Source organism: Micromonospora sp. NPDC050187 (assembly GCF_044459745.1).
Classification (GTDB): domain Bacteria; phylum Actinomycetota; class Actinomycetes; order Mycobacteriales; family Micromonosporaceae; genus Micromonospora.
In genome coordinates this window covers 241016-257200 of record NZ_JBITJH010000005.1, presented here as the reverse complement: position 1 = coordinate 257200, position 16185 = coordinate 241016, and the positions used below count along the sequence as shown (strand labels likewise).

The 16185-nt window shown below is 73.4% G+C and carries 15 protein-coding genes; 7 read left to right on the top strand and 8 right to left on the bottom strand.

From position 1 onward, the window contains the following. Positions 1–12 precede the first annotated feature (12 nt). Entirely contained in the window at positions 13–1203 is a 1191-nt protein-coding gene (gene mycP, locus ACIBJE_RS10915; protein WP_396746266.1) for a type VII secretion-associated serine protease mycosin, read from the top strand. A gap of 62 nt (positions 1204–1265) precedes the next feature. Here the strand turns inward: mycP and ACIBJE_RS10910 are convergent, their stop codons facing one another. Both ACIBJE_RS10910 and ACIBJE_RS10905 read right to left on the bottom strand, forming a co-directional pair. Next, positions 1266–1559 (bottom strand): WXG100 family type VII secretion target, encoded by a 294-nt coding sequence (locus ACIBJE_RS10910; RefSeq protein WP_396746263.1) that lies wholly within the window; start codon positions 1557–1559, stop codon positions 1266–1268. Between the two features lie 27 nt (positions 1560–1586). Beyond that, on the bottom strand, positions 1587–1904 hold the full coding sequence (locus ACIBJE_RS10905; RefSeq protein ID WP_396746260.1) for a WXG100 family type VII secretion target: 318 nt from the start codon (positions 1902–1904) through the stop codon (positions 1587–1589). Positions 1905–2149: 245 nt separating this feature from the next. Between ACIBJE_RS10905 and eccE the strand changes: the two genes are divergently transcribed. The 4 genes from eccE (at position 2150) to rarD (ending at position 6001) form a co-directional block, all read left to right on the top strand. Next, positions 2150–4033: a type VII secretion protein EccE gene (gene eccE / locus ACIBJE_RS10900; RefSeq protein ID WP_396746257.1), complete on the top strand. Its 1884-nt coding sequence runs from the start codon at positions 2150–2152 to the stop codon at positions 4031–4033. 50 nt (positions 4034–4083) lie between these two features. Then, the gene (locus ACIBJE_RS10895; protein WP_396746254.1) at positions 4084–4461 is read left to right on the top strand and encodes a phage holin family protein; all 378 of its coding nucleotides are present in this window, start codon (positions 4084–4086) and stop codon (positions 4459–4461) included. Positions 4462–4544: 83 nt separating this feature from the next. Further along, complete coding sequence (locus ACIBJE_RS10890; RefSeq protein WP_396746251.1) at positions 4545–4988, top strand: GNAT family N-acetyltransferase; 444 nt, start codon at positions 4545–4547, stop codon at positions 4986–4988. Beyond that, positions 4985–6001 (top strand): EamA family transporter RarD, encoded by a 1017-nt coding sequence (gene rarD / locus ACIBJE_RS10885; RefSeq protein WP_396746248.1) that lies wholly within the window; start codon positions 4985–4987, stop codon positions 5999–6001. Before ACIBJE_RS10890 ends, rarD begins: the two co-directional genes overlap by 4 nt. On the opposite strand, the gene ACIBJE_RS10880 is transcribed toward rarD, so the two are convergent. Both ACIBJE_RS10880 and ACIBJE_RS10875 read right to left on the bottom strand, forming a co-directional pair. After that, positions 5986–6669 (bottom strand): anti-sigma factor family protein, encoded by a 684-nt coding sequence (locus ACIBJE_RS10880; protein ID WP_396746245.1) that lies wholly within the window; start codon positions 6667–6669, stop codon positions 5986–5988. The genes rarD and ACIBJE_RS10880 overlap by 16 nt on opposite strands. Next, a complete protein-coding gene (locus ACIBJE_RS10875) occupies positions 6666–7160 on the bottom strand; it encodes a sigma-70 family RNA polymerase sigma factor (protein WP_396746695.1) in 495 nt (164 codons plus the stop codon). Before ACIBJE_RS10875 ends, ACIBJE_RS10880 begins: the two co-directional genes overlap by 4 nt. 220 nt (positions 7161–7380) lie before the next feature. Between ACIBJE_RS10875 and ACIBJE_RS10870 the strand changes: the two genes are divergently transcribed. After that, positions 7381–9501 carry a PhoX family protein gene (locus ACIBJE_RS10870; protein WP_396746242.1) on the top strand — a complete coding sequence of 707 codons (2121 nt, stop codon included), beginning with the start codon at positions 7381–7383 and terminating at the stop codon, positions 9499–9501. Positions 9502–9625: 124 nt separating this feature from the next. Here the strand turns inward: ACIBJE_RS10870 and ACIBJE_RS10865 are convergent, their stop codons facing one another. Then, positions 9626–10408, bottom strand: coding sequence for an IclR family transcriptional regulator (locus tag ACIBJE_RS10865; protein WP_396746239.1), 783 nt, complete (start codon positions 10406–10408; stop codon positions 9626–9628). A 184-nt stretch (positions 10409–10592) separates the two neighbouring features. Between ACIBJE_RS10865 and ACIBJE_RS10860 the strand changes: the two genes are divergently transcribed. Then, positions 10593–11771, top strand: coding sequence for an MFS transporter (locus ACIBJE_RS10860; RefSeq protein WP_396746236.1), 1179 nt, complete (start codon positions 10593–10595; stop codon positions 11769–11771). A gap of 56 nt (positions 11772–11827) precedes the next feature. Here the strand turns inward: ACIBJE_RS10860 and ACIBJE_RS10855 are convergent, their stop codons facing one another. The 3 genes from ACIBJE_RS10855 to ACIBJE_RS10845 form a co-directional block, all read right to left on the bottom strand. After that, positions 11828–12913 (bottom strand): polyprenyl synthetase family protein, encoded by a 1086-nt coding sequence (locus ACIBJE_RS10855; RefSeq protein ID WP_396746233.1) that lies wholly within the window; start codon positions 12911–12913, stop codon positions 11828–11830. A gap of 141 nt (positions 12914–13054) precedes the next feature. After that, on the bottom strand, positions 13055–14611 hold the full coding sequence (gene nuoN, locus ACIBJE_RS10850) for an NADH-quinone oxidoreductase subunit NuoN (protein ID WP_396746230.1): 1557 nt from the start codon (positions 14609–14611) through the stop codon (positions 13055–13057). Then, positions 14608–16140 (bottom strand): NADH-quinone oxidoreductase subunit M, encoded by a 1533-nt coding sequence (locus ACIBJE_RS10845; RefSeq protein ID WP_396746227.1) that lies wholly within the window; start codon positions 16138–16140, stop codon positions 14608–14610. The genes nuoN and ACIBJE_RS10845 overlap by 4 nt, the downstream gene beginning before the upstream one ends. Positions 16141–16185 lie beyond the last annotated feature (45 nt).

Here is a 16185-nt window from a genome sequence, read left to right as displayed (position 1 = left end):
CGGAGGCGACGAATGCCGCGACCGACTCCACGCCCGGTCGCCGCCGCGCTGGCCGCCCTCCTCACGGCCGCGCTCCCGGCCGTGCCGGCCTCGGCCGCCCCGGGCTGCGCCGCCCCGCTCGCGCCGACCCGACCGGTCGCCGAGGCACCCTGGCCACAGGTACGGTACGCCCCCGACCGGCTGGCCCCGTTGGCGACCGGCGCGGGAACGGTCGTCGCGGTGATCGACTCGGGAGTGGACCGCCGGCACCCGCAGCTCGCCGGCCGGGTCCTCGACGGGACGGACTATCTCGACCCGGGCGACGACGGCAGCCGGGACTGCGCCGGACACGGGACCGGGGTGGCGAGCGTCATCGCCGCCGCCCCACGGACCGGGGTCGCCTTCCGCGGGTTGGCCCCCGACGCCCGCATCCTGCCGGTACGCGTCAGCGAACAGCAGGTCGTCGACGGCCGGGAGTCGGGGCGTACGGTCAGCGCGGCGGTCTTCGCCCGGGCGATCCGGTGGGCCGTCGACCGGGGCGCGGACGTGCTCAACCTCTCCGTCGTGCTGTACGCCGACGACCCGGCCGTCCGGGCGGCCGTCGCGTACGCGGTGGACCGGGACGTCGTGGTGGTGGCCGCCGCCGGCAACCTGCACGCCGAGGGGGACCCCCGCTCGTACCCGGCCGCCTACGACGGGGTGATCGGGGTCGGTGCGATCGCCGGGAACGGGGTCCGCGCCGACTTCTCCCAGGTCGGCGGGTACGTCGACGTGGTGGCCCCGGGCAGTGACGTGCTGGTGGCCGCGCCGGACCGGGGTCACCGGCGGGCGGAGGGGACGAGCTACGCCACCCCGTTCGTGGCGGCCACCGCCGCCCTGCTGCGCGGCTACCGGCCGGAGCTGACCGCCGTCCAGATCACGGAGCGGATCGTGGCCACCGCCGACCCCGCCCCCGGGTGGGGGGCCGGGTACGGCGCCGGGGTGCTCAACCCGTACCGGGCGGTCACCGCGACCGGGGTCGGTACGGCCGGCACGTCCCGACGGGCGGACGGGCTCCCGGCCCGGTGGGTCGACCCGGCGCGGGCGGCACAGGACGCCCGGCGGGCCGACGCCCGGGACCGGGCGCTGCTGGTCGCCGCCGTGACCACGGCTCTGGCCGTCACCGCCCTGCTGCTGGCGGTGATCGTGCCGCGCGGTTCCCGCCGCCGCTGGCGTCCGGGCTGACCGGGGTCGCGTCACCGGTGGGCGCGGTCCCGGCGGGGCTGCCCACCGGGACCGGCCGGTTCTCACTGGAAGAGGTTGACGTTGCGCTTCTCGGTGTCGAGGTAGTCGGTGGCGGAGTCGTCCACGGCCAGCTTGATGTCGCGCAGCATCGCCTGGAGGTCCTGCGAGGCGGAACGCCAGCGCGTCTGACGCACCGCGTACGCCTCCCGGGCCTCACCTGTCCAGCTCGCGACCAGTGGGGCGGCGTCCCGTTCCAACTGGCCGAGCTGCGAGTCGAGCGTGTTCAGCGCCCGCTGGATGTCCGCGCCCGCCTGCTGGAGCGCTGCGAAGTTGACGACCAGCACACCGTTGTTCATCGGATCTTCCCCTCGGTCACGGATCGGTCAGAGCGGCAGCTGGATGCCACGGTTGGCGCTGGCCACCCGGCTGGCCGCCTCGGCGTCCGAGGCGTCGTACTGCGTGCCGGCGGTGCGGATCGCCTGGGCGGTCTCCCGCAGGGCCCGTTGCAACGCCGCCTGGTCCTGCGACCACTGCTGCCGGACCTGCTCGAACGACCGGCCACCGGCCCCGCGCCAGGCCTGCTGCAACACCTCCAGCTCGGCCATGAGCTGGGTCAGCATCGTCTGCAACGACTGGTCGACCTGCTCGAACTTCGCGGCGGTCTGCTGCATCACCGCGGCTTCTGCCTGCGTCTGGGACACCCGGACGTCACCTCGTCTCGTGTGGTCGTGGCTGCCCGCCGACGCTCGGTGCGGACGCGTCGGCCGCCCGCCGGGTCGGCGAGCCGCAGCGGGTCAGCGGAACTCGTCGCTGACGGTAGCGGTCGGCATCTGCTTCTGCTACCCCGCCCCCGTCTCCTGTGGACAGACGCCCCGCCCTCCCGGACGGCCGAGCCCCTACCATGGGCCGTTGCACCAACTGCTCGTGACGGCGGAGGAGGCGCACGGTGACGGTGGCGACGGACGGGCGGCCGGCCCCGGCTACCGGGGATCCGGCCCCGACCGGGCTTCCGGACCGGAGCGAGATCCCCACCACCGGGTCCGCGTCCCGGCCACCGCCGCCGGCCCGGTGGACCGTGCGCCGTCGCCCGGTGCACGGTGTACGGGCCGGCCAGGTCGTCGCCGCCCAGGTGGCGCTCGCCCTGGTCGGCGCGGCCCTGGGCCGGGGCGTCCCGGCCACCGCCGGTGCGACGCTGGTCGCGGTGCTGCTGCTGGCGGTCGCCTGGCTGCGGATCCGCCGGCGGTGGCTCTTCGAGTGGCTGGGCACCGCCACCGGTCACCTGACCCGGCGGCGGGTCCTGCCGCCGGCCGCCGCCCCGGCCGCCCTGCTCGCCCTGGTCGCACCGGACGCCTCGGTCCACGGTGCCGAGCTGGCCGGTGACCCGGCCGCCGTCATCGGCGATCCCGAGGGACTGACCGCCCTGCTCGAACTGACCGATCCGGGCGGGCTGCTCGGGGACGGGGAGCGGAACCTGCCCACCCCGGCGGCGCTGCTCCCCCCGGCCGGCCCGGACACGCCGCCGTTGCGGATCCAGTTGCTGCTCGCCGGCACGCCCGCCCCCGCGCCGGGAGCGGGCGGCAGCCAGGTGGCGATCTCGTACCGCCAGCTCACCGAGGGGCGGGTGCCCGGGTACGAACGGGCGGTGCTGGCCGTCCGGGCGCTGCGGGTCGAGGGCTGGTCCGACGAGGAGCTACGGCGTGCCCTCTCCGGCGCGGTACGCAAGGTGGTCCGCCGTCTCGCGCCGGTCAATGCCCGCCCGCTGGGCGGGGAGGCCGCGCTGCGGGTGCTGGGTGAGCTGGCCCACCACGACGGCGGCCAGCCGGGGCGGGAGAGCTGGCAGGTGCTCCGACTGGGGAGTCTGTTCCAGTCCACCCACCGGCTGCGGCGCTGGCCCGACCCCCACACCGAGGGGGGCCGGCAGTTGGTGCCACGACTGCTGGGACTGCCCGCCTCGGCGATCACCGTCTCGCTCTGCGCCGACCCGCGCGGCGAAGCCCCCGCACCGGTGCCGGTCGAGCTGTCGGTACGACTGGCCGCCGGCACCCCCGGCGACCTCTCCGTGGCCGAGCAGGCGTTGCGCCGGCTGGTCGGCGGCCTGGGCGGGGAGGTACGCCGGCTCGACGGCGACCAGCTTCCCGGGCTCACCGCCACGCTGCCGCTGGCCGGCGCCGGAGTCGGGGGGCCCACCTCCGGCGGACCGCCCGCCGGGGCGGGGCTGCCGCTCGGCGGCGCCGGCCTGATGATCGGCGCGAACCGGCACGGTCGTCCGGTCACCCTGCGGATGTTCCGCCCGGAGGCCACCCGGATCGTCCTGGTCGGCGGGGTACGCGCCGCCCAGTTGGTCGCCCTGCGGGCGATGGCGCTCGGCGCCCGGGTCGTGGTGCAGACCGCACGCCCCCGGACGTGGGAGCCGTTCGTCCGTGGCGTGGGCGTGCCCGGCGGCGCGATCACGATGCTCCCGCCCGGCCGGCCACCGGGCGGGGCGGCCGGCACGCCGCTGCACCCGCTGCTCCTGGTGGTGGACGCCGGCCCGGTGACCGCCGACCCGGCACCCGCTCCGGGCTGGCAGGCCACCCTCGTCGTCCGGGACGAGCTCACCCCGTCCGACGGTGACGCCCTCGGCCGCGCCGACCTGGCCGTGCTGCAACCACTGGACCCTGCGGAGGCCGCCGTCGCCGGTGCCGCGCTCGGGTTGGGCGGCTCCGCCGAGTGGCTGACCCGCATCCGGGAGGACATGGTGGCGGTGGTGAACCGGCGGGCGCTGCGCTGGGCGCTGGTCGCCCCGACCCCGATCGAGGCGCAGCTCATCGGCGCGCCCACCCGCCGCTGACCCGCACCGGCGGGTTCCGCCGGTTGGCCGGGCATGGCACCATCGCCGCCATGACCTCTCTGCTGATCCGGCTGGGAAGCACGGTGGTGGCCCTCTGGCTGGCCACCCTCCTGATTCCCGGGATCGCCCTCAATTCCGACTCGACCACCGAGACGGTCACCACGCTGGTCCTGGTCTCGGTGATCTTCGGCGTGGTCAACGCCGTCCTCCAGCCGATCATCAAGACCGTGGGCTGCGGTTTCTACCTGCTGACGCTCGGCCTCATCGCGTTGGTCGTGAACGGACTGCTCTTCCTGCTCACCAGCTGGATCGCCGGCCAGGCGGGGCTGCCGTTCGAGGTGGACGGCTTCTGGCCTGCGGCGGTGCTCGGCGCGCTCCTGGTCAGCGTGGTCACCTGGCTCCTCGGCGCCCTGCTCGACCGGGACTGACCCTCCGGGCCACCGGGTGGCGCGAGCCGCATCCCGGGAAGTGGCTGTTCAGCACCCCCGGTGGCCGGGGTTAGCCTGCGCTCGTGCTGAACCTGACCCGCGCCGACGGCTACCGGATCTCCACCGACCCGACCCGCATCGACCTGGACCGCGTCCACCACTGGCTCTCCACCGACACGTACTGGGCGATGGGCCGGGACCGGGAGACGGTGGACCGCGCATTCGCCAACTCCCTGCCCTTCGGGGTGTACCGGCCGGGTGACGGCGGCCAGGTGGCGGTGGCCCGGGTGGTCACCGACCGGGCCACCTTCGCCTGGCTCGCCGACGTCTACGTCGACCCGGCCGAGCGGGGTCGCGGGCTGGGAACCTGGCTGGCCGGCACGGTCCGTGACCACGTCGCCGGGCTCGGCGTACGCCGGATCGTGCTGGCCACGAACGACGCGCACGGGGTGTACGCGAAGGTCGGCTTCGCCCCGATGGACCACCCGGACCGCTGGATGCAGCTCGACCGACGCGACCTGTCATGACACCGCTGCGGCTGGGCTACCTGTACGCCTTCGGGGCGTACCTGGTGTGGGGCTTCTTCCCGCTCTACCTGCGCCTGCTGCGCCCGACCGGGCCGGTCGAGGTGCTCGCCCACCGGATCGTCTGGTCGGTGGCCGTGGTCGCGTTGCTGCTGGCCGCGCTGCGCCGGATCACCGTCCTGCGGGACCTGCTGCGCCGTCCCCGCACGCTCGCCGGGATCACGCTCGCGGCCGCGCTGATCGGGGTGAACTGGGGCGTCTACGTCTACGGGGTCGACACCGACCAGGTGGTGGAGACCGCGCTCGGATACTTCGTCAACCCGCTGGTGTCGGTGCTGCTCGGCGTGACCGTGCTGCGGGAGCGGATGCGTCCGGCGCAGTGGGCGGCGGTGGGCGTCGGCGGGCTGGCCGTGGCCGTCCTCACCGTCGACTACGGCCGCCCGCCGTACCTGGCGCTGATCCTGGCGCTCAGCTTCGGCGGGTACGGCCTGGTCAAGAAGCGGCTCGGGCTGCCCGCCGCCGAGGGCCTGTTCGTGGAGTCGGCGGTGCTGCTCCTGCCCGCCGTCGGCTACCTGGCCTGGCTCTGGTCCGACGGTGGGCTGACCTTCGGCCGGATCTCCGCCGGCCACACCGCGCTGCTGGTGCTGCTCGGTGCGGCGACCGCCGTCCCGCTGCTCTGCTTCGCGGGGGCCGCCAACCGGCTGCCGCTGACCGCGCTGGGCATCATGCAGTACCTCACCCCGACCCTCCAGCTCGCCTGCGGGGTGCTGATCCTGCACGAGCCGATGCCGCCGGCCCGGCTGGCCGGCTTCGGGCTGGTCTGGGCGGCGCTGGTGGTGTTCACCGTGGACGCGCTCCGGCACGCCCGCCGCCGCGCCGCCACGGCGCCGACCGCCCCCGATCCCGTTGCCGTGGACCACGCCGGGTCCGACCCGGACGCCGGGGACGGGGCCGCCGGCGCCCCGGACGGCGGGTCCCGTGGGGCGCCGCCCCGGCCGGCTCAGCGGACGTCGTAGCCGAGCACGGGGGTGCCGTCGGCGCGGAGCAGTTCCAGCCGGACCAACTCCGCGTCGGTGAACCGGGTGGCCCCGGTGAACCGGACCTCGTCGCCGGGGGCGGCCCGCCAGGACCCGACCTGTTCCGACGCGCCGTCCGGGCCGTACGCCACCAGCCGGAAGACGTACGCCTTGACGTAGTCGGGGCGCGGATCGTACCCGCAGCGCATGGTGATCTCGGTGCCCCACTCGGTGCCGGTCAAGCCGATCTCGGCACGCACCGGGGCAGCCCCGGCGACCGGTCGCATCGCCACCATCCGAACCCCGTCGTCGGGCTGCCCGACGGAGCGCAGGGCGGCCACGCCGAAGCCCACCACCAGCGTGAACACGGCGGCGGTCAGCACGGTCACGGCGTACCGCCAGCGGGCCCGCCGCCGTTCGTGCCGGTGCCGCCGGTCGGCGGCGGCGAGCAGCGCCGGTACCCGGGGCTGCTCCGGCGCCGGCACCAGGTGCTCCACCTCGGCCGGATCGAGCCGGCCGAGCAGGCCGGGCAGGGCGGCGACCTCGGTGACCGCGGCCCGGCAGGCCGAGCAGCCGGCCAGATGCCGCTCGTACGCGGCCCGCTCGGCCGGAGCGAGGGCACCGAGCACGTACGCACCGTCGTCGTACGCGAACTCGCAGCCCGTCACTGCGTCACCCCCATCTCGGCCAGCACCAACCGTAGTGACCGCAACGCGTAGTGGGTGCGGGACTTGACGGTGCCCGGCGGCACCCCGAGCCGGGCCGCCGCCTCGGCGACCGACCGCCCCCGGTAGAAGCACTCCACCAGCACCTCCCGGTGGGTCGGGCTGAGCCGGGACAGCGCCTCGGCGATCGTCCACGCCTCCACCGCCCGCTCGGTCTCGTCCACCGTCGGTGGTGGCTCGGGCAGCTCGTCGGTGACCACCTCACCGACCCGGGTGGACCGCCGCCGCCAGGCGTCGATGGCCAGGTTGCGGGCGGTGGTGAAGAGCCAGGCACGCACCGATCCGCGTTCCGGGTCCAGGGACGCGGGACTGCGCCAGGCCCGGAGCAGGGTCTCCTGCACCAGGTCCTCGGCCCGTTGCCGGTCACCGCCCACCAGGCGCAGGGCGTACGCGTGGAGCGCGTCGGCGTGCTCGTCGTGCAGGGCCCGGAGCAGGTGGGCGTCGTGGTCGCTGATGGCGGTCTCCTCGCAGTCGCCGCAGCGGGGCGTACGCCGCAAGATACGTGCCACGCGCCGGATCGGTTCACTGAGCTGGAGGTGTTCACGTCCGGTTAACGCCGAGGCCGACGCCCGCTCAACCTGCCCTCCTAGCGTCCGGCAGAACGCGCGTCCAGACGTGTCCTGCGCGCACCCACCCTCCAGGAGGCTCCTCCCCATGAGCGACCGACGCCGGCTGCTTCCCCTGCTGGGCGCGAACCGCCACGGCAGCCGCGACTCGATGACCTGCCTGTACCGCTGCGGCAACGCCTGCGACCACCCGGTACCCAACACCTCTGACAACCCGTACCTCGGTGACATCGTCAGCGCCGAGGTGTCCCGGCGCGGCGTCGTCCGGGCCGGCGCGGTCGGCGCGCTCGTCCTCGGGGTCGGCGGCTCGCTCGCCGGAGCCGGCATGGCCTCCGCCGCCCCGGCCGGTGCCGCCGCCCCGGCGCTGCCCGAGGTGGCGGACTTCGCCGCCCGCCAGCGGGCCGGCAACGGCGCGCTGACCTTCCGGGCCATCCCGCCGAACAAGCTGGACACCTTCGTCGTGCCGAACGGCTACGACCACGCGGTGGTCATCCGCTGGGGCGACGAGGTCGTGCCGGGCGCGCCCGACCTGGACGTGCACAACCAGACCGGGGCCCGCCAGTCGAAGCAGTTCGGCTACAACAACGACTTCGTCGGGGTGCTCCCGCTGGACCGGCGTGGCAAGCGCGCACTGCTCGTGGTCAACCACGAGTACACCAACGAGGACCTGATGTTCCCCGGCTTCACCAGCCAGGACGCGCTCACCGAGGAGCAGGTGCGGGCCGCGATGGCCGCGCACGGGCTTTCCGTCGTCGAGATCGAGCGGGTCGGCGACACCGGCGAGTGGCGCCCGGTGGCGCGGGGCGCACGCCCATACAACCGGCGGATCACCGCGCTGGCGACCAAGTTCGACGTGACCGGCCCGGCGGCCGGCTCGGCGTGGCTGAAGACCGCCGCCGACCCGAAGGGCCGGACCGTCGTCGGCACGCTGAACAACTGCGCCGGCGGGATCACCCCGTGGGGCACCGTGCTCTCCGGCGAGGAGAACTTCAACCAGTACTTCGTCGGCGGCGACGCCGTGCCGGCGGACGTGAAGTCGAAGCTCGCCCGCTACGGCATCGACACCGCCAAGCGGTACCCGTCGGGCAGCCGCAAGTGGGAGCGGGCCGACGAGCGCTTCGACCTGGCCAAGCACCCCAACGAGGCGAACCGGCACGGCTGGATCGTCGAGGTCGACCCGTTCGACCCCGACGGCCGGCCGCGCAAGCACACCGCGCTGGGCCGGTTCAAGCACGAGGGCGCGAACGTCATCGTCGCCAAGAGCGACCACGTGGTGGCGTACATGGGCGACGACGAGCGGTTCGACTACCTCTACAAGTTCGTGTCGGACAAGAAGTACCTCAAGGGCAACTCCTGGCACGCCCGCCGGCACAACCTGACCCTGCTGGAGTCGGGCACGCTCTACGTGGCGAAGCTCGACGAGACCAGCGCCGGCGAGATCGACGGTTCGGGCAAGCTCCCCTCCGACGGCGCGTTCAACGGCCGTGGCCGGTGGATCAAGCTGGTCAGCGGCAACCGCTCGTACGTCGACGGGATGACCGCCGCCGAGGTGCTCACCTTCACCCGGCTCGCCGGGGACAAGGTCGGCGCCACCAAGATGGACCGGCCGGAGGACGTCGAGCCGAGCCTCGCCACCGGCAAGGTGTACGTGGCGCTGACCAACAACACCAACCGGGGTGTGGGCAGCAACCCGAAGGCGGACGAGGCCAACCCGCGCAACGCCAACAAGCACGGGCACATCCTGGAGCTGGTCGAGGACTCCGGCGACAACACCGCCGGGACGTTCGCCTGGTCGCTGCCGATCGTCTGCGGCGACCCGACCGACCCGTCGACCTACTTCGCCGGGTACGACAAGGCGAAGGTCTCCCCGATCTCCTGCCCGGACAACGTCGCCTTCGACAGCACCGGCAACCTCTGGATCTCCACCGACGGCAACGCGCTGGGCAGCAACGACGGCCTCTTCGCCGCGCCGATCGAGGGCCCGGAGCGGGGTCACCTCAAGCAGTTCCTCACCGTGCCGCTCGGCGCGGAGGCCTGCGGCCCGTTCATCACCACCGACGACCGCTCGGTCTTCGTGGCCGTGCAGCACCCCGGTGAGGTCAGCGGTGCCTCGCTGGAGAACCCGGCCTCGAACTGGCCGGACGGCGACTTCGCCAAGCCCGGCGTGGTCGTCACCTGGCGCCTCGACGGCGGCCACATCGGCGCCTGAGGTGTTTGCAGGGGTCCCTTGTTACGCAAGAAGCGGTAACAAGGGACCCCTGCTACCACCTGGGCCGGCGGCGCAGTGCTCGACGCAGCGCTCAGGGTTCGCGCGGCGCTTGGTGCTCGGTGGCTCAGGCTTCGGCGGTGAGGCCCTCGGCGACGGTCCGGGCCACGGTGAGCAGTTTGGCCCGGACCACCCGGGCAGAGGTCATCAGCTCGCCGGCGGGCATGGCACAGGCGAGCACCACCCGGCGTTCGATGTCCTTGTCCGGCGCGACGAGCACCGCCGCGCAGGCCACCCCCTGCCGGAACTGGCCCAGTTCCATCTGCATGCCGCGCCGGTCACCGGCGGCCAGGTCGGCCTCGAACGCCTCGGCCGTGGTCAGCGTGGTGGCGGTGAACGGACGCATGCCGTACTCCCGCAGGTACCGGAAGCGCTGCTCGGCGGTGAGCGTGGCCAGCATGGCCTTGCCGAGCGCCGTGGCGTGGGCGGCCTCGTCGAAGCCGGGCATCAGGTCCTCCAGGTACGGCGAGCGCGCACCCTCGACCACCGCCGTGATCGCCACCTGGCCTCCCACGAACCGACCCAGGAAGTGGCTGTACCCACTGTCCATGGCCGCCCGGCGTAACGTCTCGCCGACCACGGCGGGCCCGCGGAAGGCGGTCACCAGCTCCCGGTACCGGTCGGCGATCTCCAGCCCGACGATGTACGTGCCGTCCTCCCGCCGGATCACGTATCCCTCGTAGGCGAGGGTCCGGACGAGGTGGTAGGTGGTGGCCACCGTCAACTCGCAGCGTCGGGCGATCTGCTTGACGGTCAGGCCCTTCGGGGCGCGACCGACCGCCTCGAGCACTCGTAGCGCGCGGGACACGCTCCGGATGAGATCGGAAGGTTCCGCCAAGGGGTCGCGCACAACCACCTCCGCCGCCGGGGTCTACACCATATGAAAAACAGGCCTCGTAGGAAATGCCTGCCCGATCGAGGATGCCAGATATCCATCGACTGTGTGTGCACCGACAGACACAGTGGGTTGATCGACTGTGATCCGTGCCCGAATTCATCGCGAGTTGATCCGCGCTGGGTAGGTTGGCCGCACCATGACCGACACCGCCTCCGCCACCGTCCTCCGCCCTGCCCCGGCCCGTCCGGTACGCGTCGGCGTCGGCGCGGTCACCACCACCGTCGCCTGCGTGCTGCCCGTCTTCCTGGTCGGTGGCATGGCCGTGCAGATGGGCGCGGAGCTGGGCTTCTCCGCCACCGGACTGGGCGTGGCCGTCGCCGTCTACTTCGGGGTGAGCGCGCTCGCCTCGGTCCCCTCCGGGGCGCTGGTGGAGCGGTACGGCCCCGCCCGGACAGCCCGTCTCGGCATCCTGCTGGCCGCCGGGTCGCTGCTCGCCGTGGCGACGGTCGCGCGATCGTACCCGGTTCTGGTGGTCCTGCTGGCGGTCGGCGCCGCCGCGAACGCGCTCGGGCAGCTCGCCAGCAACACCACGCTGGCCCGGCACGTGCCCGCCCACCGGCAGGGGCTGTCGTTCGGCGTGAAGCAGGCCGCGATCCCGGTCGCCACCCTGCTGGCCGGTGCCGCCGTACCGGCGGTCGCGCTGACCGCCGGCTGGCGCTGGGCGTTCGGCATCGCGGCTTGCGCGGCCGTGGCGGCGCTGTGCGCCGTACCCGGCGAAGAGGCCGGCCCGGTCCGGCGTGGTGGCGCCGGCCAGCGGGGGCGGCCCCCGGCGCCGCTGGTGCTGATCGGGATGGCCGCGACGCTCGCCGCCGCCGCCGCGAACGCGCTCGGCACCTTTCTGGTCGACTCCGCCGCCACCCGTGGGCTGGATCCGGGGCTGGCCGGTCTGACGCTGACCCTGGGCAGCGCGGTCTGCGTACTGGCCCGGGTGTCGGCCGGCTGGTTGGCCGACCGGCGCACCGGTAGCCACGTGGTGGTCGTCGCCGGGATGCTGGGGGTGGGCGCGCTGGGGCTGGTGCTGCTCGCCGTGGCCGGGACAGTTCCGCTGGTGGTCGGCGTGGTGCTCGGCTTCGGTCTGGGCTGGGCGTGGCCCGGCGTGATGACCTTCGCCGTGGTCCGGCTCTACCCGCAGGCCCCGGCCGCCGCCACCTCGATCACCCAGACCGGCGTGTACGCGGGCGGCTGCCTCGGCCCGCTGGCGCTCGGCCTGCTGGCCGACCGGTTCGGCTACCCCACCATGTGGGCCACCGGCGCCGCAGCGATGCTGTTGGCCGCCGCCCTCATGCTCACCGCCACCCGTACCCTGCCCCGCTGACCACGCCGCCGCCCCTGAGCGGCCCTCCCGACCGTGAACCGGGGTGGGGTGGTGGGTCAGCTGGTGCGGTCGGCCACGAAGTCGCAGAGGGACTCGAGGGCCCGGCGGGCGGGGCCGTCGGGGAGCGGTGAGAGCTGCTCCCGGGCCTCCTCGGCATAGCTGCGCACCGTCTCCCGGGCCCGCTTCAGCGCCGGACTCTCCCGCAGCAGGCCGAGCGCCTCCGCGTGCAGGTCGTCGTCGGTGAGCGGACCGGTGGCCAGGATCTCCCGCAGCCGCACCGACGCGGCGTCCGCGTCGTCCGAGGCCAGCGCGTAGAGCACCGGCAGGGTGGGGACGCCCTCGCGCAGGTCCGTACCCGGGGTCTTGCCCGACTGCACCGACTCCGACGAGATGTCGAGCAGGTCGTCGGAGAGCTGGAAGGCCAGGCCGATGGTCTCGCCGTACCCGGCGAGCGCCTCGATGTGGGCGGCCGGGGCAGCACCGAACATGCCACCGAAGCGGGCCGAGGTCGCGATCAGCGAACCGGTCTTCTCGGCGATCACGTGCAGGTAGTGCTGGACCGGGTCGTCCCCGGCGCGCGGGCCCACCGTCTCGGCGATCTGGCCGTGCACCAGGCGGGCGAAGGTGCGCGCCTGGAGGCGGACCGCCTCGGTGCCCAGGTCGGCCGCGATGTCCGCGGCGCGGGCGAAGAGGTAGTCGCCGACCAGGATCGCGACCGAGTTGGTCCACCGGGAGTTGGCGCTGGGCGCACCCCGGCGCACCGACGCCTCGTCCATCACGTCGTCGTGGTAGAGGGTCGCCAGGTGGGTGAGTTCCATCACCACCGCCGCCGGCACCACCTGCGGACCGGTCGGGTCGCCGAACTGGGCGCCGAGCGCCACCAGCAGCGGCCGGAACCGCTTGCCGCCGGCCTCCACCAGATGCCGGGCGGCCTGGGTGACGAGCGGATCCGCGCTCGCCACGCTCGACCTCAGGTCGGCCTCGACGGTCTCCAGCAGTCCGAGAACGGAGGCTTCGAGCCGGGCGTCGGCGAGGTAGAGACCGAGCGAGTCGAATTGCCCCGTTCCCGGCCGGGTCCGACGACCGCCGGAGCCGGGGGCACCTGTTCGCTGGCCAGCCGCTGTCTCCACGCCCTCAACCATGCCACACCCGCTCGACCTGTTCCGGTCGGGGCGGGCCCGGCGGCACCCGCCCGACCACCGAAACGGCCGGCCCCGACCACTGCCGTGGCGTCCGGTGGGCCGGAGGCGACGACGGTGGCCGGGGCCGGCCGATCGGCTGGGTCATCGAATGAACTGCGAGGCCCCGTCTGCCAGGTCGAGCAGCGGCGCCGGGGCCACCCCCAGGAGCACGGTGGCGGCCACGCCGATCATCAGGGCGGCGGCGGTCAGCCCACCCGGCACGGTGACCGTCGGGGTGGAGTCCCCCGGCTCGGAGAGCCACATCATCACCACGACCCGCAGGTACGGGAAGGCCAGCACCATGCTGGTCAGCACACCGGCGATCACCAGCCACGCCTGCCCGCCGTCCAGGGCCGGACCGAAGACCGCGACCTTGCTCATGAAGCCGCTGGTCAGCGGAATACCGGCGAAGGCCAGCAGGATGAGGGTGAACAGCGCGGCGTAGAACGGCGACCGCCGGCCCAGACCCGCCCAGCGGGACAGGTGGGTCGCCTCGCCGTCGGCGTCGCGTACCAGGGTCACCACGGCGAACGCGGCGAGCACCGAGAAGCCGTACGCGACCAGGTAGAACATCGTGCCGGCGACGCCGTCCTTGCCGGGGGCGAGCACACCGACCAGCAGGTACCCGGCGTTCGCGATCGACGAGTACGCCAGCAGCCGCTTGATGTCGGTCTGGGTGACCGCCAGCACCGCGCCGACCAGCATGGTGAGCACCGCCACCCCGCCGAGCACCGGGGTGAAGTCCCAGGCGGCCCCGCCGAAGGCGACGTGGAAGATCCGCAGCAGGGCGCCGAAGGCGGCGACCTTGGTGCAGGCGGCCATGAAGCCGGTGATCGGGGTCGGCGCGCCCTGGTAGACGTCCGGGGTCCAGACGTGGAAGGGAGCCGCCGCGGCCTTGAAGAGCAGGCCGATGGAGATCAGCGCGATACCGGCGAAGAGCAGCACCCGGCTGGAGGTCGACTCACCCACCGCCGCGGCGACCGTGTTCAGGTCGACGCCGGCGTCCCGGCCCGGCGTGCCGGAGGTGAAGCCGTAGATCAGCGCCACGCCGAAGAGGAAGAACGCCGAGGCGTACGCGCCGAGCATGAAGTACTTCAGCGCGGCTTCCTGGCTCAGCAGCCGACGCCGCCGGGCCAGCGCGCAGAGCAGGTAGAGCGGCAGCGAGAAGACCTCGAGGGCGATGAACATGGTGAGCAGGTCGTTCGCCGCCACGAAGATCAGCATGCCGGCGATGGCGAAGGTGGTCAGCGGGTAGACCTCGGTCGCCCCGTTCTGCCCCTCGGCCTGCCGGCGGTCCTCGGTCGACTCGGCCCGGACCGCGGCCTGGGCCACGAACGCGCCGCCCCGCTCGACCGTCCGCTCACCGATCAGCAGCAGCGCCACCGCGGCGAGGAGCAGGATGCCGCCCTGGAGGAACAGGGTCGGCCCGTCCACCGTGATCGCCCCACCGATGGTGATACCCCGCCGGTCGTTGGCGGCCACCACCGCCACGAAGGCGGCCACCACCGCCGCCAGGGCGAGCATGAGCTGGACCGGGTGGCGACCCCGGCGCGGCACGAACGCCTCGACCAGGACGCCGAGCAGGGCCGCGCCCAGCATGATCAGGACCGGTAGGAGCGCCAGGTAGTCGATCGAGGGCAACTCGAGCTGCTCGGTCACTTTGCTGCCTCCTGGACGCTGCCGACCGTCGGAGCGGGGTCGGTCTTGCCGACGTCCTGCATGGTCGCCTGGACGGCGGGGTTGATGACATCGGTGAGCGGCTTGGGATAGAAGCCGAGCAGCACGATCAGCGCGATCAACGGGGCGACCACGACCTTCTCGCGCAGGTTCAGGTCACGCTTCATGCCCTCGACCTCGGTCAGCGCCGGGTTGAGGGTGCCCTGCGTGGTGCGCTGCACCATCCAGAGCACGTACGCCGCCGCCAGGATGATGCCGAGCGTGGCGATCACCGCGACCGGCTTGTTCACCGTGAAGGTGCCGATCAGCACCAGGAACTCGGAGATGAACGGCGCGGTGCCGGGCAGTGCCAGTGAGGCGAGACCGGCAAAGAAGAGCACCCCGGCCAGGACCGGAACCAGCTTGCCCGCACCGCCGAAGTCGCTGATCAGCGCCGAGCCGCGCCGCGCGATCAGCATGCCCACCACCAGGAAGAGCAGGCCGGTGGCGAGGCCGTGGTTGACCATGTAGAGGACCGCGCCGGTGCCGGCCTGGGTGGTGAAGGCGAAGATGCCGACGCCGATGAAGCCGAAGTGCGCGATCGACGTGTACGACACCAGCCGCTTCAGGTCGTTCTGCCCGACCGCCAGCAGCGCGGCGTAGATGATGCCGATCACGCCCAGCGCCAGCGCCCAGGGCGCGAACCACTTCGACGCCTCCGGGAACATCGGCAGGCAGTAGCGCAGGATGCCGAAGGTGCCGACCTTGTCCATGACGCCGACGAGCAGCGCGGCGGAGCCGGCCGGGGCCGCGCCACCGGCGTCCGGGAGCCAGGTGTGGAACGGGAAGAACGGCGCCTTGATCGCGAAGGCGATGAAGAAGCCGAGGAAGAGCCAGCGCTCGGTGCCGGCGGAGATGTCCGCCTGCACCAGCGCCTGCCAGTCGAAGGTCTTCCCGCCGACGACCCAGAGGCCGATCACCGCGGCCAGCATGAACAGACCGCCGACCAGCGAGTAGAGGAAGAACTTCACTGCGGCGTACTGGCGCTGGTGACCGCCGTAGCTGCCGATGATGAAGTACATCGGCACCAGCATGACCTCGAAGAACACGTAGAAGAGGAAGACGTCGGCGGCGGCGAAGACGCCGATCATCGTGCTCTCGAGCACCAGCAGCAGCGCGAAGTAGGCCGGCACGGACCGCTTCGACTGCTCGGCGTCGTGCCAGGAGGCCAGGATCACCAGCGGCACCAACACCGCGATCAGCATCAGCATCACCAGGGCGATGCCGTCGGCGGCGAAGGTGAACCGGGCGTCCCACTGCGGGATCCAGGTGTAGGACTCGCGGAACTGGAACCGCTCGCCACCGGTCTTGAATGCCACCCACATGACCACGGTCAGCGCCAGCACCGCCAGCGACCAGACCAGGGCCACCTGCTTGGCGAACTCCGGCCGGCTGCGCGGCAGGAAGGCCACGATCAGGGCGCCGACCAGCGGCGCCACGGTCAGCACCGAGAGGAAGGGGAAGTCGGACATTATGCGGCCTTACCTCCGTCGTGACTGCGCGGTCCGCCGGCAGCG